This is a genomic window from Nocardioides oceani (assembly GCF_030412965.1).
GTDB classification, from domain to species: domain Bacteria; phylum Actinomycetota; class Actinomycetes; order Propionibacteriales; family Nocardioidaceae; genus Nocardioides; species Nocardioides oceani.
In genome coordinates, this window is sequence record NZ_JAUHJQ010000001.1 from 214,743 (window position 1) to 229,244 (window position 14,502).

Annotated in this window: 10 protein-coding genes; 4 read left to right on the plus strand and 6 right to left on the minus strand. The window is 73.6% G+C overall.

The genetic code is table 11. The annotated features are described in order from the left end of the window. Positions 1-10: 10 nt before the first annotated feature. The 6 genes from QWY28_RS01080 to QWY28_RS01105 form a co-directional block, all read right to left on the minus strand. Entirely contained in the window at positions 11-2,944 is a 2,934-nt protein-coding gene (locus QWY28_RS01080; RefSeq protein ID WP_300950454.1) for a vitamin B12-dependent ribonucleotide reductase, read from the minus strand. Positions 2,945-3,133: 189 nt separating this feature from the next. Continuing rightward, positions 3,134-3,613: a transcriptional regulator NrdR gene (gene nrdR / locus QWY28_RS01085; RefSeq protein WP_300950455.1), complete on the minus strand. Its 480-nt coding sequence runs from the start codon at positions 3,611-3,613 to the stop codon at positions 3,134-3,136. Between the two features lie 286 nt (positions 3,614-3,899). Beyond that, positions 3,900-4,643, minus strand: a complete 744-nt coding sequence (locus QWY28_RS01090; RefSeq protein WP_300950456.1) for a hypothetical protein — start codon at positions 4,641-4,643, stop codon at positions 3,900-3,902. Between the two features lie 35 nt (positions 4,644-4,678). Continuing rightward, a complete protein-coding gene (locus QWY28_RS01095) occupies positions 4,679-5,197 on the minus strand; it encodes a mismatch-specific DNA-glycosylase (protein WP_300951286.1) in 519 nt (172 codons plus the stop codon). Positions 5,198-5,261: 64 nt separating this feature from the next. Further along, positions 5,262-6,758, minus strand: a complete 1,497-nt coding sequence (locus QWY28_RS01100; protein ID WP_300950457.1) for a high affinity choline transporter 1 — start codon at positions 6,756-6,758, stop codon at positions 5,262-5,264. Between the two features lie 148 nt (positions 6,759-6,906). Next, positions 6,907-7,563 carry a TetR/AcrR family transcriptional regulator gene (locus tag QWY28_RS01105; protein WP_300950458.1) on the minus strand — a complete coding sequence of 219 codons (657 nt, stop codon included), beginning with the start codon at positions 7,561-7,563 and terminating at the stop codon, positions 6,907-6,909. Positions 7,564-7,688: 125 nt separating this feature from the next. Between QWY28_RS01105 and QWY28_RS01110 the strand changes: the two genes are divergently transcribed. The 4 genes from QWY28_RS01110 to atzF are packed head-to-tail and all read left to right on the plus strand — an operon-like array spanning position 7,689 to position 14,501. Beyond that, positions 7,689-8,531, plus strand: a complete 843-nt coding sequence (locus QWY28_RS01110) for an urea amidolyase associated protein UAAP1 (RefSeq protein WP_300950459.1) — start codon at positions 7,689-7,691, stop codon at positions 8,529-8,531. Beyond that, complete coding sequence (locus QWY28_RS01115) at positions 8,528-9,169, plus strand: urea amidolyase associated protein UAAP2 (protein WP_300950460.1); 642 nt, start codon at positions 8,528-8,530, stop codon at positions 9,167-9,169. Before QWY28_RS01110 ends, QWY28_RS01115 begins: the two co-directional genes overlap by 4 nt. Continuing rightward, the gene (gene uca, locus QWY28_RS01120; protein ID WP_300950461.1) at positions 9,166-12,756 is read left to right on the plus strand and encodes an urea carboxylase; all 3,591 of its coding nucleotides are present in this window, start codon (positions 9,166-9,168) and stop codon (positions 12,754-12,756) included. Before QWY28_RS01115 ends, uca begins: the two co-directional genes overlap by 4 nt. After that, the gene (atzF, locus tag QWY28_RS01125; protein WP_300950462.1) at positions 12,753-14,501 is read left to right on the plus strand and encodes an allophanate hydrolase; all 1,749 of its coding nucleotides are present in this window, start codon (positions 12,753-12,755) and stop codon (positions 14,499-14,501) included. Before uca ends, atzF begins: the two co-directional genes overlap by 4 nt. The last annotated feature ends 1 nt before the right edge of the window (position 14,502 follow it).

The window sequence follows — 14,502 nt, forward strand, 5'->3', positions numbered from 1 at the left end:
CGGCCAGCTGTCAGCTGCAGCCGGAGGTGCTGCCGCAGCCCTCGCAGACGTAGCAGGAGCCGGCGGGGCGCATCTTGGTGCCGCAGGTGAAGCAGAGCGGGGAGTCGATGGCGGTGCCGCTGATCTTCTCCAGGAGCTCGGCGGTGGTGTGGGCCTCCGTGGCGGGCTTGGCCGGGACCTCGCGGGCCTCGGCGCCGTGGGTGTCCTTGGTCTCGACGTCGATCACCGTCGCCTCGTGGGCTGCGGGGGTTTCGACACGCTCGCCAGCGCCTTCGGCGCTGTCTCGCTGCTCAACCAGCAGCTCGGCGGCGCCGCCGGTCTCCTCCACCGGCTCATACGAGCCGGTCTCGAGGTGGCGCTGGCGCTCTTCGGCGGAGTAGATGCCGAGGGCGGAGCGCTGGTCGAAGGACAGGTAGTCCAGCGCGAGGCGGCGGAAGATGTAGTCCATGATCGACTGCGCCATCCGGACGTCCGCGTCGTCGGTGAGGCCGGCCGGCTCGAAGCGCAGGTTGGTGAACTTCGAGACGTAGGTCTCCAGCGGGACGCCGTACTGCAGGCCGATCGAGACCGCGATCGAGAAGGCGTCCATCACGCCGGCCAGGGTTGAGCCCTGCTTGCCGAGCTTGAGGAAGATCTCGCCGAGCTCGCCGTCGTCGTGCGCACCGGAGGTCATGTAGCCCTCGGCGCCACCCACGGTGAAGGACGTGGTCCGCGAGACGCGGGACTTCGGCAGGCGCTTGCGGGTCGGGGCGTAGACGACCTTCTCCACGACCTTGGTCGCCGCGGCCTCGGTGGCGGCCGCCGCGTCGGCGGCGTCCTTCTTGGCCTTGCCGCCGCCGTCGGCCAGCGGCTGGCCGACCTTGCAGTTGTCGCGGTAGATCGCGGTCGCCTTCAGGCCGAGCTTCCACGACTGGAGGTAGACCTCCTCGATCTCCTCGACCGTGGCCGTCTCCGGCAGGTTGACTGTCTTGGAGATGGCGCCGGAGAGGAACGGCTGGGCCGCGGCCATCATCCGCACGTGGCCCATCGGCTTGAGCGCGCGGGCGCCCATGGCGGTGTCGAAGACCTCGTAGTGCTCGGTCTTCAGGCCCGGCGCGTCGATGACGTGGCCGTGCTCGCCGATGTAGGCGACGATCGCCTCGACCTGCTCGGGCTGGTAGCCGAGCTTCTTCAGCGCCCGCGGGATCGTCTGGTTGACGATCTGCATCGAGCCGCCGCCGACGAGCTTCTTGAACTTCACCAGGGAGAAGTCGGGCTCGATGCCGGTGGTGTCGCAGTCCATCATGAAGCCGATGGTGCCGGTGGGCGCGAGCACCGAGGCCTGGGCGTTGCGGAAGCCGTTGGTCTCGCCGAGGGCGATGACGTCGGCCCACGCCTTGGTGGCGAGCTTGTGGACCTGGGCGTCGGCGATGTGGACCGTGCGGACCGCGTCGTTGGCCGCCTGGTGCTTGCGCATGACGCGCTTGTGCGCCTCTGCGTTGCGGGCGTAGCCGTTGTACGGGCCGACGATCCCGGCGAGCTCGGCGGAGCGCTTGTAGGAGGTGCCGGTCATCAGCGAGGTGATGGTCGCGGCCATCGAGCGGCCACCCTCGGAGTCGTAGCCGAGGCCCATCGCCATCAGCAGCGCGCCGAGGTTGGCGTAGCCGATGCCGAGCTGGCGGTAGTCGACGGTGGTCTGGCCGATCGCCTCGGTCGGGAAGTCGGCGAAGCAGATGGAGATGTCCATCGCGGTGATGATGAACTCCACGGCCTTCGCGAACAGCTCGCCGTCGAAGGTGTCGTCGTCCTTGAGGAACTTCAGCAGGTTCAGCGACGCCAGGTTGCACGAGGAGTTGTCGAGCGACATGTACTCCGAGCACGGGTTGGACGCGGTGATCCGGCCGGTCTCGGGGTTGGTGTGCCAGTCGTTGATCGTGTCGTCGTACTGCAGGCCCGGGTCGGCGCACTCCCAGGCAGCGGTCGCGATCTTGCGGAACAGGTCGCGGGCGTCGACCTTCTCGATGACCTCGCCGGTCATCCGGGCGCGCAGGCCGAACTCGGTGCCGTCCTCGACCGCACGCATGAACTCGTCGGAGACGCGGACGGAGTTGTTGGCGTTCTGGTACTGCACCGAGGTGATGTCGGCGCCGCCGAGGTCCATGTCGAAGCCGGCGTCGCGCAGGGCGCGGATCTTGTCCTCCTCGCGCGCCTTGGTCTGCACGAACTCCTCGATGTCGGGGTGGTCGACGTCGAGGACGACCATCTTCGCCGCGCGGCGCGTGGCGCCACCGGACTTGATGGTGCCCGCGGAGGCGTCGGCACCGCGCATGAAGGAGACGGGGCCCGAGGCGGTACCGCCGGAGGAGAGCAGCTCCTTGGAGGAGCGGATGCGGGAGAGGTTCAGGCCGGCGCCGGAGCCGCCCTTGAAGATGAAGCCCTCCTCCTTGTACCAGTTGAGGATCGAGTCCATCGAGTCGTCGACGGAGAGGATGAAGCAGGCGGAGACCTGCTGCGGCGACGGGGTGCCGACGTTGAACCAGACGGGGCTGTTGAACGAGAAGTACTGGTGGACCAGGAGCCAGGTGAGCTCGTGCTCGAAGACCTCGGCGTCGCCCTCGGTGGCGAAGTAGCCGTGCTCGCGGCCGGCCTTGGTGTAGGTCTTCACCACGCGGTCGACAAGCTGCTTGAGGCTCGTCTCGCGGGCGTCGGTGCCGACGGCGCCGCGGAAGTACTTGGTGGTGACGATGGTCGAGGCGTTGACCGACCAGAAGTCCGGGAACTCCACGCCGCGCTGCTCGAAGACCGACTCGCCGGTCTTCCAGTTCGTCTGGACGACGTCGCGACGCTCCCAGGTGATCTCGTCGTAGGGGTGCACGCCGTCGGTGCTGAACACCCGCTCGATCGTGAGGCGCTTGCCTGCTGCCGCTGCGCCGCTGGTCGCCGCGCCGCTCACCGTCTCCGTCATGCCGTCTCCCTTGTCCCGTGCTGCTTCGTGTCGGCTGTGTGCTGAGTGGTGCTGAGCTGTCCCGGGTCGGGCTCAGCGGTCCGTCGGTGGCTCCACGTCCATGGTGGCGGGTGCCACCGACAGTCCTGCGGGGGAAGGATTGGTGCGCCCGGCACGCAGCTTCCCCACTACGTGCCGGGCGGTCTGTGGTCAGCCCGTGGGCTGGGGCTCGGCGTGGACCGCGGGGCGGTCCGCACGGAGCTTGGCGATCTCGTCCTCGAAGTCGTCCGCGCTCTCGAAGGCGCGGTAGACGCTGGCGAACCGCAGGTAGGCGACCTCGTCGAGCTCGCGGAGCGGGCCGAGGATGGCCAGGCCGACCTCGTGGGCCGGGATCTCCGCGGCGCCCGAGAGGCGCAGGGCGTCCTCGACCGCCTGGCCGAGGCAGGCGAGCTGGTCCTCGGTGACCGGGCGGCCCTTGCAGGCCTTCCGGACGCCGGCGACGGCCTTCTCGCGGGTGAACGGCTCGGTCGCGCCGCTGCGCTTGAGCACGGTCAGCTGCATCTGCTCGATGGTGGTGAACCGCTTCGAGCACGAGGAGCAGGTACGCCGCCGGCGGATCGAGCCGCCGTCGTCGGCGACACGCGAGTCGAGGACCCGGGTGTCGGTGCCGCGGCAGTACGGGCAGTGCATCTCGGGGCCTCCTTCCGGGCGCGCCTGTGACAGGCTCGTGAGGGCGTCGGTACCTGTGGATCGTCTGGGGATATCGGGCCCGTCCCTGTGTAGAACAACGGGCTTTCTGTGTGGCTTCCACCCTGGCGCTGTGCACTAGATGTGGATAACTACATCCGTGTAAGTACTAGATGTGGTGGAACCGTACGCCGGGGTCGGACGACGCGCAACCTGATCGGCGTGTCTCGTCGCGATGCCGCGGGGGCTGGTCCGGACCACCAGTCGGGGCCCTCCGCAAACCCGCAGGTCAGCGCCGGGTAGGGACGTCGAGCGGGGCGGCCGAGGAGGCGGCGTACCGCAGCCGGAGGAGGCGGCCGCCGGCCCTCCGTGCGCTCACCTCGACGGCCGTCGGCAGGGTCGCGTCGGGGTCGAGGACGGCCTCCCGCAGCACGACGCGGCCGTCGCGGCACCGCTGCGGCGGCGCGCCGAACCCGGTGCCGCTCCCCTCGTCGCTCCAGGACATCTCCAGCGACCACCGCTGCCGTCCGCCGCACGCCACCTCGGCGCGGACGACGGTCCGCCGCGGGCCCGACCGCCGCACGACCCCGCTGAGCCGGTCGTCGGCGACGACGACCATCGAGCCCGCCTCGGAGTACGCCGCGTGGCACACCACGCCGGCCGGGTCGACCAGGCGGAGCACTCCCCCGACCGCGGCGCCGTCGACCTCGAAGATGCGGGTGAACGCGTGCTCCCGGACCCGCACGGACAGCCGGGTGTCCTGGGTGTCGTCGACGCCGACCTCGAGCAGGTGCTCGCCTCGCCAGCGGCCGTCGGGGACCCCGCGGCCCTTCACGGTGACGGTCGTGGTGGTGCCGTCGCCCACCTGCCGCAGCACCACCCGGCCGGTCGGGGTGCAGTCGCCGCGGACCGTCACCGCCCGCTCGGCCGCCGGCTCGCCGGGCGGCTCCTCCGGGGCGGCGAGCACGGCAGACCCGGGCAGGCCCGTGCCGAGGAGGACGAGGGCGGTGGCGGTCAGGAGGCGTCGGGTCATGGGGCCATGGTGCGCCTCCGGCGCCTCGGCGGGCGTCAGCCGGGCGCGACGCCGCAGATCGTCGCGAGGTCGCGCCACCAGGAGAGCCGGTTGGGGCGGCCGTCGTAGTCGCGACGCTGGTTGGCGCCCGACGGGCCGGGGAGCACGAAGACCTGGGCGGGTCCGACGTACCAGTCCTGCACGCCCAGGTGCGGCCTGCCGCGGCGGCCGAGGGCCTTGGCCGCCTCGTGGGCGGCGCCCTTGCCGGTGATCGCCAGCCACTCCGGCTCCCACGCCTCCACCTGCTCGACGAGCCGGTCGATCTCGACCCAGCGCGGATCCCAGTGCCCCACCAGGTCGGTGAGGCCGAGCGCGGTCCCGTCGACCGGCTCGGCGAGGAGGCGGTCCTCGTGCGGTTCCAGCTCGCGGGCGGTGAAGCCGGCGAGGTGCAGCGAGGACCAGAAGCTGTTGCCCGGCCCCTCGTAGTAGTGGTCGCGGTGCTTGGTGCTCGCCGCGCCCGCGAGCCCGCAGAACACCACGACCGGTTCGGGCGCCACGATCGGCGGGAGGACCATCACCACGCGCGGCCGGTGACCTCTCGGGCCACCGGCCACACGGGCGCGGGAGAGGATCGGCCGGTCAGGCGACGGGCTCCGGCGCGCCCTCCTCGGCGAACCGGTCGGCGTGCCGCAGGGCGGTCTCCTCGGAGTCGTGCGAGCGGGTGGCCAGCGCGGTGACCACGAACGCACCGGCGCCGGCCGCGAACGCCACGAAGGTCGCCCAGCCGTCGAACCCGGCACCCACGAGGTCGTTGTCGACGTGGAGCAGGTCGTTCGGGACGCCGTACAGCGTCGGGGTCAGCGCGAGCAGGACCACCCGCACGACCAGGCCGACGGCGCAGCCGACGAGCGCCGCGACCGACGTCGAGCCCCGCCAGAACAGGCCGAGGATGAACGGCGCGATGAGGCAGGCCAGCATCAGGTCGAAGGCCAGGGTGAGCAGGATGCCGGTCTGGCTGACGCGGATCGCGAGGTACACCCCGAGCACGACCACCGGGACCATCGCGATCCGGGTGTTGCGCAGGAGCGGGTCGGCCTGGCCCTCGGCGACCACGCGACGTACGCCGAGGATGTTGCGGACCGCGACCGCCGAGGTCGCCAGGATCGCGCCGGAGGCGGTGGAGAACGACGCCGCGACGATGCCGGAGAGCGAGAGCACGGCGAGCAGCGCCGGGGCGGGGCCGTCGAGCAGCTGGTACATCACCGGGCCGTCGTCGAGGCTGAGGCCGAGCACGTCGGTGGCGCTGAGCGCGATGAGCGACCACACGACGCCGATGGCGGCGGTGATCGCGGCGCCGACGTAGCAGGAGCGCCGGGCGATCTCGGGGGTACGTGCGGCGAAGATCCGCTGCATGAAGTCGATGGCGACCAGGTCGCCGATGCCCAGCGAGACCAGCGTGGCCCAGTTGACCGCCGCGCCCTGCGAGGTGTCGGTGAGCTGGCCGAGGTCGAGGGGGCCCATGCCGCTCGGCACCGACAGGCCGTACTCGACCGCGACCCACCAGAACAGCGCGACCGTCGCCACGATGGTGATCACGGCCTGGATGACGGCGGTGTAGGCGTCGGAGAACAGGCCGCCGCCGATCGTGTACGTCAGCACGAGCAGGACCGCGAGGACGACTCCGAGCTCGTAGCCCAGCGGCGTGAAGTACTCCACCAGGAAGCCCATCGCCACCAGGTTGCCGGCCAGCAGGATGGTGAAGGCGAAGATCATCAGCAGCGACGCCGCCACCTCCACCCGGCGGTCGTAGCGGCGGGCGAAGAAGTCGCCGAGGGTGTAGAGCCCCATCCGGTTCATCGGCTTGGCGAGGAACAGTCCCGCCAGCGCCAGGCAGATCGCGAGGCCGAGGGCCAGCGAGGCGCCGGCCCAGAACCCGTACGCCGAGCTGAGGTCGGTGTTGCCGACGGTCGCGTTGCTGTCGACCGCGGCGGTGGTGAGCGCGACGGCGACGAGGGGTACGCCGAGCGAGCGGCCGGCGACGAGGTAGTTGGCGCTGTCGCCGTCGACCTTGCGGGCCACGGCGATGCCGACGGCCAGCACGAGCACGACGGTGAGCGCGACTCCGGTGATGATCATGGAGGACTCCTGGCTGGTGGCTGCCGGCGACCCGACCGACTTTCGATCGACCGACAGGTACTGCTCACCATTGAGACGGCGCCGTGTTTCGCCGAGCCGCCCCGGAACCTCACATCTGTGTAAATCGCGGGTGGGCGCCGGGTCCGGGTCAGAGCGAGTGGAGGAGCGCCTCGCCGTCGGCACGGGCGGCGGCGATCCGGTCCTCGGGGACGCCGAGCACGCGGAGGGCCGCGTCGGCGATCTGGCCGGCGACGTCCCCACCGACCGAGCCGGTACGCCGCCGGAGGATGACCGACTCGACCAGGCCGAACACCAGCCAGGACGCCTCGGCGGCCGCGCCGCCCGCGACCCGGGCCCCCACCGCCGCCACCAGCCCCGCGTACACGTCGGCCAGCCGCTGCCGCTCGACGTGGAACTCCGCGAACCGCTCGTCGGAGAGCTCGGGCAGCAGGTAGAGCGAGCCGGTGTTCTGCTCCCCCGAGACCAGCAGCCGCACGTCGTAGGAGCACAGCGCCCACAGCCGCGCCTCGGCCGGCTCCCCGCGGTCGAGCAGTGCGGTGGCGACAGCCACCGACGGCTCGACGGTGCGCAGCAGGAGGGCGAGGAGGATCGCGTGCTTGCCGCCGAAGTAGTGGTACATGCTCGCCTGCGAGATGCCGGCGGACTCGGCGATCGCGTACGTGCTCGTCGACCCGTAGCCCACCTCGCAGAACAGCGTGGCGGCCGCGCGGAGGATGTCCTCCTCGGTGGAGAGACCCGACGTGGACGCGCGGCTGCGGGGTCGTCCGATGCCGCGGCTGGCCATGGCGGGGAACCTAGCAGCCGGCCTCCCGGGCAGCGGTTACACGGACTTAACCGTTCCGGAACGGGCCGGTCGCGCGGCGCCCGTTGACTTTCTGTTGTTCAACCGAAAGTCGACGAAGGAGCGCCATGAGCAGCACCGCCACGACCGCCGGGGCCCGCGACCACGCCCGCGCGCAGGAGGGGACGGTCGCCGACACGATGCCGACCGTCCCGGCCGCCGGAGCCGCCGGGCTCCCCGGCGGCCTGCCCGCGGGCGTCGCCGCCGACGACGTCGTCTGGGCCGAGACCGTCGCGGGCGGTGGCTACGGCCACCGCGTGCTGGCCGCCGGCACGACCGTCCGGCTCACCGACACGACGGGCGACGCGTGCGCCGGCCTGCTGCTCCACCACGCCGGCATGCCGTGGGAGCGACTCAACGTCGCCGACACCGTCAAGGTGCAGTGGCAGGTCTACTCCGCGGCCGGCCAGCTGCTGCTCAGCGACCAGGGCCGCGTCCTGGCCACGGTCCTCGAGGACACCTCGGGCCACCACGACGCGGTGTACGGCGCCTCGACGCAGGCGCGCAACGAGGAGCGGTACGGCGACGGGTCGCCCGAGGGCCCCTCTCCCGCGGGCCGCGAGCTGTTCGTCCTCGGCGCGGTCAAGCACGGGCTGGGCCGCCGCGACGTCCCGCCGTCGGTCTCGTTCTTCCAGGGCGTCCGGATCGACGACGGCGGCCGTCCGGCCTGGCAGGGCTCGGCCGGCCCCGGCCGGAGCGTCACCCTGCGGACCGAGCTCCCGGTCGTGCTGCTGCTGGCCAACGCGGCGCACCCGCTGGACCCCCGGGCGGCGTACACCGTCGGTCCGCTGGAGGTCCTCGCCTGGCGCGGGCAGCCGACGGCCCCCGACGACCCGCTGTGGGACGCGACGCCCGAGGGGCGCCGCGCCTTCGAGAACACCGCCGACCTCCGGAAGGGGCTGGGACTGTGACCACCACCGAGACGACGCTCGCGACCGGCGTCCGCGAGGTCCACCGCGAGACCGTGGCACCGCGTGCGCCGTGGTCGCGGACCCTGACCCGGGGCCAGGTGCTGACCATCGTCGACCTCGACGGCAACCAGGCCGTCGACTTCCTGGCCTACGACGCCCACGACACCTCGCGGGCCTACAGCGCGCAGGCGACCCTGCAGGCGCAGGACTCGGTCTTCCTCACCACCGGAAGTGTGCTGCGCGACAACGAGTCCGCCCCGCTGCTGACCGTCGTCGCCGACGAGGTCGGCCGGCACGACACGCTCGGCGGCGCCTGCTCGAAGGAGTCGAACACCCTGCGCTACGGCCACCACACGTGGGGCCAGCACGCGTGCGTGGAGAACTTCATGCGCGAGCTGTCGCGCTACGGGCTGGGCAAGCGCGACCACGTCGCGAACGTCAACTGGTACATGAACGTGCCGGTCGACCCCGACGGCGCGCTCGGCATCGTCGACGGCATCTCCGCGCCGGGGCTCTCGCTGAGCCTGCGCGCCGAGAAGGACGTGCTCGTCGTCGTCTCCAACTGCCCCCAGGTCAACAACCCGTGCAACGGCTTCGACCCCAGCCGCGCCGAGATGATCGTGACGGACCCGGCATGAGCGGCACGCTGCTGGTCGCCAACCGCGGCGAGATCGCCTGCCGCGTCCTGCGGACCGCCCGCGAGCTGGGCTGGCGCACGGTCGCGGTCTTCTCCGACGCCGACCGCGGGGCCGCGCACGTCCACCTCGCCGACACCTCGGTGCACCTCGGGCCGACGGCCCCGCGGGAGAGCTACCTCGACGTCGACGCGGTGCTGCGCGCCGCCGCCGAGACCGGGACGACCGCGATCCACCCCGGTTACGGGTTCCTCTCGGAGGACGCGACCTTCGCCGAGCGGGTCGAGGCCGCGGGGATCGCCTTCGTCGGCCCGACGCCGCACCAGCTGCGCGTCTTCGGCGCCAAGCACACCGCCCGCGAGGCCGCGACCGCCGCCGGCGTACCCGTCTTCCCGGGTACCGGCCTGCTCGCCGACGCCGAGGACGCCGTGGCGCAGGTCGAGGCGATCGGCTACCCGGTGATGCTCAAGGCGACCGGCGGTGGTGGCGGGATCGGCATGACCGTGTGCCGCACCCCCGACGAGCTCCGCGCCGGCTATGCCTCGGTGAGCCGGCTGGCGGGGGCGAGCTTCGGGTCGACCGGCGTCTTCGCCGAGCGGTACGTCGAGCACGCCCGCCATGTGGAGGTCCAGGTGTTCGGCGACGGCGCGGGCCGCGTGGTCTCCCTCGGCGACCGCGACTGCTCGCTGCAGCGGCGCAACCAGAAGGTCGTCGAGGAGGCGCCCGCCCCGGCGCTGCCCGACGTCGTCCGCGAGCGGCTGCACGCCTCCGCGCGCGACCTCGCCGCCTCGCTCGACTACCGCTCGGCCGGCACGGTGGAGTTCGTCTACGACGCCGAGCGCGAGGAGGCATCCTTCCTCGAGGTCAACGCGCGGCTGCAGGTCGAGCACCCGGTCACCGAGCAGGTCACCGGCGTCGACCTGGTCGGCTGGATGCTGCGGCTGACCGACGGGGACACCGCCGGCCTCGACGAGGTGCTCGGCGACGCCAGGACCGGGGCCGTCCCGGTGACCGGCCACGCGGTGGAGGCCCGGGTGTACGCCGAGGACCCGGCGCTCGACTTCCGGCCCAGCGCCGGGCTGCTCACCGGCGTCGACCTGCCCGAGGGCCCGGGCGTCCGCGTCGACGGCTGGGTCGAGACCGGCACCGACGTGACCACCGCCTACGACCCCCTGCTGGCCAAGGTGATCGGCACCGGCGCCACCCGCGAGGAGGCCGTCGCCACCCTCGCCGCCGCGCTGGACCGCACCCGGATGGACGGCATCGAGGTCAACCTCGGCATGCTCCGCGCGGTCCTCGCGCTGCCCGGCTTCGCCGCGGCCACCCACTCCACCCGCACCCTCGACGGCGCCGGCGACCCCGAGCCGCGGATCACCGTGGACCGACCCGGCCTGATGACGACCGTCCAGGACGTCACCGGCCGTCTCGGCCTCTGGCAGGTCGGCGTCCCGCCGAGCGGCGCGATGGACGGCCGCTCGCTGCGGCTGGCCAACCTCGCGCTCGGCAACGACGGGAACGCCGCCGGACTGGAGAGCACCGCCACCGGCCCCGCGCTGCGGTTCACCCACGCGACGCGGGTCTGCGTCACCGGCGCCCCCGCGGTCGTCACCGTCGACGGCACGCCGGTGCCGATGTGGGAGCCGGTCGAGGTGCCCGCCGGCGGCACGCTCGACGTCGGCGACGCCACCGCCGGGATGCGGACGTACGTCGCCCTCGCCGGCGGCCTCGACGTGCCGGCGTACCTCGGCAGCGCGGCGACGTTCACCCTCGGCCAGTTCGGCGGCCACGGCGGCCGCGCGCTGCGGCCCGGCGACGTCCTGCGCACCGGACCGGCACCGGCACCGGGCGCCGGCACCGGCCCGGTGGACCCCGCCCTGCGTCCGCAGGTCGACAGCCACTGGGAGCTCGCGGTGACCGAGGGGCCGCACGGCGCGCCGGACTTCTTCACCCGCGAGGACATGGAGCAGCTGTTCGCGACCGACTACGCGGTCCACTTCAACTCCGCGCGCACCGGCGTGCGGCTGGTGGGGCCCAAGCCCACCTGGGCGCGGAGCGACGGCGGCGAGGCCGGCCTGCACCCCTCGAACATCCACGACAACGCCTACTCCGTCGGCGCGCTCGACTTCACCGGCGACACCCCGATCCTGCTCGGCCCCGACGGCCCGAGCCTGGGCGGCTTCGTCTGCCCGGTCACGGTCGTCCGCGCCGACCGGTGGAAGCTCGGCCAGCTGCGCCCCGGCGACACGGTCCGCTTCGTGCCGGTCCGCGCCGACGCGGCACCGTCCACGCGGCCGCTCGCGCTGCCGGCGTACGTCCCCGGCGGCGACGGCGACGACGGCGTGCTGCGCCGCCGCGACGGCGAGGTGCCGGTGACCTACCGGCGCAGCGGCGACGACAACGTGCTCGTGGAGTACGGCGACCTGGTGCTCGACCTCGGGCTGCGGGCCCGGGTGCACGCGCTGCACACCGCGCTGGCCGAGCGGCGCGTCCGCGGCGTCGTCGACCTGACCCCGGGCATCCGCTCGCTGCAGGTCCACGTCGACCCCGACGTGCTGCCGGTGCCGGTCCTGCTCGACCTGCTCGCCGAGGTGGAGGAGTCGCTGCCGGCCGTCTCGGAGCTGGTCGTGCCCTCGCGGCACGTCCGGCTGCCGCTGAGCTGGGACGACCCGGCCTGCCGGGAGGCGATCGCGCGCTACACCGCCGGCGTCCGCGACGACGCGCCGTGGTGCCCGTCGAACCTGGAGTTCATCCGGAGGGTCAACGGGCTGGCGTCGGTCGACGACGTGCACCGGACGGTCTTCGACGCGGAGTACCTCGTGCTGGGCCTCGGCGACGTCTACCTCGGCGCCCCGGTCGCCACGCCGCTGGACCCGCGGCGCCGGCTGGTCACCACCAAGTACAACCCCGCCCGCACCTGGACCGCCGAGAACTCCGTCGGCATCGGCGGCGCCTACCTGTGCATCTACGGCATGGAGGGGCCTGGCGGCTACCAGTTCGTCGGGCGCACCACGCAGGTGTGGTCGCGGCACCGCACGAGCGCGGCCTTCGAGCCGGGCTCGCCGTGGCTGCTGCGGTTCTTCGACCGGATCAGCTGGTACCCCGTCGAGGCCGAGGAGCTGCTCGACCTCCGCGCCGACCTCGCTGCCGGCCGCGGCAGCGTCGACATCACCGACGGGTCGTTCTCGCTCGCCGACTACCAGGCGTTCCTGGACCGCGAGGCCACCTCGATCGCGGCCTTCCGCGAGCAGCAGGCCGTCGCGTTCGGCGCCGAGCGCGCGGCGTGGGAGGCCTCGGGCGAGTTCGACCGCGCCGAGGCCGCGGAGGCGGCGGTCGTCACCGAGACGGCCGACGTCGAGGTGCCGGACGGCGGCTCCCGGGTCGACGCGCCGTTCGTCGCGAACGTGTGGAAGGTCGACGTCACCGCCGGCGACGTCGTCGAGGAGGGACAGACGCTCGTGTCGCTGGAGGCGATGAAGATGGAGACGCACGTGTCCGCGCCCGGTCCGGGTCGCGTCGTGCAGGTGCTCGCCAATCCCGGCACGCAGGTCGCCCCCGGCGACGCCCTTGTGGTGCTGGAGCCGGTCGCGTGAGCCGGGTGCGGGCGGCGTACGCCGGCATCGATGCGGTCGACCGGCCCGAGGTGTGGATCGCGCTGCGCCCGGAGGCCGAGGTGCAGGCGGAGCACGACGCGGCGCTCGCCGCCGGCGGGCCGCTCGCCGGCCTCCTGCTCGCGGTCAAGGGGAACGTCGACGTCGCCGGGATCCCCACGACCGCCGGCTGCCCGACGTACGCCGCGGGGCCGGCCGCCGCCGACGCGACCGCCGTCGCGCGGCTCCGCGCGACCGGGGCGAGCGTGCTGGGCGTGGCCAACCTCGACCAGTTCGCCACCGGCCTGGTCGGCCAGCGCAGCCCGTACGGCGGCGTGCGGGACGCCCGCCGGCCGGCGTACGTCTCCGGCGGGTCGAGCTCCGGCTCGGCGGTCGCCGTCGCGCTCGGGCTGGCCGACGTCGCGATCGGCACCGACACCGCCGGCTCCGGTCGGGTCCCGGCTGCCTTCCAGGGGATCGTCGGGATCAAGCCGACCCTCGGTGTCGTGTCGACCGCCGGCGTCGTGCCCGCCTGCCGCTCCTGGGACGCGGTGACCGTCTTCGCCCGCGACCTCGACACGGCCGAGGCCGCGATGGGCGCCATGGCCGGCGGGCCCGGCACCCGCCCGTGGCCCGCCGACGCGCCGCTGGCGGCGCCGCCGGGGGCGCGGGTGGCGGTGCCCGACGACCTCCTCGGTCTCGCGCCGGCCTGGGCGGCGGGCTTCGCGGCCTCCGTCGAGCGGCTCCGAGCTGCGGGGTGCACCGTCGAGGCGATCTCGTTCGCGCCGTTCCTCGAGGCGGCCCGACTGCTGTACGACGGCGCGCTGGTGGCCGAGCGGCACGCCGCCGTCGGCGCGTTCGTCGACGCCCACCGCGACGACCCCGACGCCGGGCTGGACCCCACCGTCGCCGCGATCATCGCCCGCGCGGGCTCGCTCACCGGCTCCGCGATGGTGCGGGACCTGGCGCGGCTCGAGGAGCTCGGCGCGGTGTGCGCCTCGGCCATGGCGGGGTACGACGCGCTGCTGGTGCCGACCGCACCGGGCCACCCGACCCGGGAGGCCGTCGCCGCCGACCCGGTCGGGGTGAACTCCTGGCTCGGAACCTGGACCAACTTCTGCAACCTGCTCGACCTCTGCGCGGTGGCCGTGCCGGCCGGCACCGTCGACGAGGGGCCGGCCGGGCCCGCGCAGCTCGGCGTCACCGTCCTGGCGCGCCCCTTCCACGACGCCGTCGCGGCGGACCTGGCGCGGCTGGTGCTCCTGGCGCCGGAGCCGGTCGCCGCCCCCGGCGCCGCCGCTCCCCTGCCCCGCCCCGGGGTGCCGTGGTCCGTGATGGCGGGTGCGTCGTCGGTGCCGCTGCTCGTCGTCGGCGCCCACCGGCGCGGCCAGCCGCTCGAGCACGAGCTCACCTCCCGCGGCGCGCGCTGGGCGGGCACGGCGCGCACGTCCGCGGCGTACCGGCTCCTCGCCCTCGACACCGTCCCGCCCAAGCCCGGACTGGTGCGCGCCGCCCCCGGAGCGGGCGGCGTCGGGGTGGTCGGCGAGCTGTGGCAGCTGCCGGTCGCCGCGCTGGGCGACTTCCTCTCCGCCCTGCCGGCGCCGATGGCACTGGGCCGGGTCGAGCTCGAGGACGGGACGTGGGTGACCGGCTTCGGGTGCGCCGCGGACGCCGCGGCGAGCGGGCGCGACATCTCCGAGCACGGCGACTGGGTGCGCTACCTCGAGGCGGTCGCCGCGGGCGGGTGAC

Bases quoted from the DNA above. Each gene is read 5' to 3' on its own strand.
- uca (WP_300950461.1), top strand. From the start codon at position 9,166: ATGAGCGGCACGCTGCTGGTCGCCAACCGCGGCGAGATCGCCTGCCGC.
- QWY28_RS01080 (WP_300950454.1), bottom strand. From the start codon at position 2,944: ATGACGGAGACGGTGAGCGGCGCGGCGACCAGCGGCGCAGCGGCAGCA.
- QWY28_RS01105 (WP_300950458.1), bottom strand. From the start codon at position 7,563: ATGGCCAGCCGCGGCATCGGACGACCCCGCAGCCGCGCGTCCACGTCG.
- nrdR (WP_300950455.1), bottom strand. From the start codon at position 3,613: ATGCACTGCCCGTACTGCCGCGGCACCGACACCCGGGTCCTCGACTCG.
- QWY28_RS01110 (WP_300950459.1), top strand. From the start codon at position 7,689: ATGAGCAGCACCGCCACGACCGCCGGGGCCCGCGACCACGCCCGCGCG.
- QWY28_RS01095 (WP_300951286.1), bottom strand. From the start codon at position 5,197: ATGGTCCTCCCGCCGATCGTGGCGCCCGAACCGGTCGTGGTGTTCTGC.
- QWY28_RS01100 (WP_300950457.1), bottom strand. From the start codon at position 6,758: ATGATCATCACCGGAGTCGCGCTCACCGTCGTGCTCGTGCTGGCCGTC.
- QWY28_RS01090 (WP_300950456.1), bottom strand. From the start codon at position 4,643: ATGACCCGACGCCTCCTGACCGCCACCGCCCTCGTCCTCCTCGGCACG.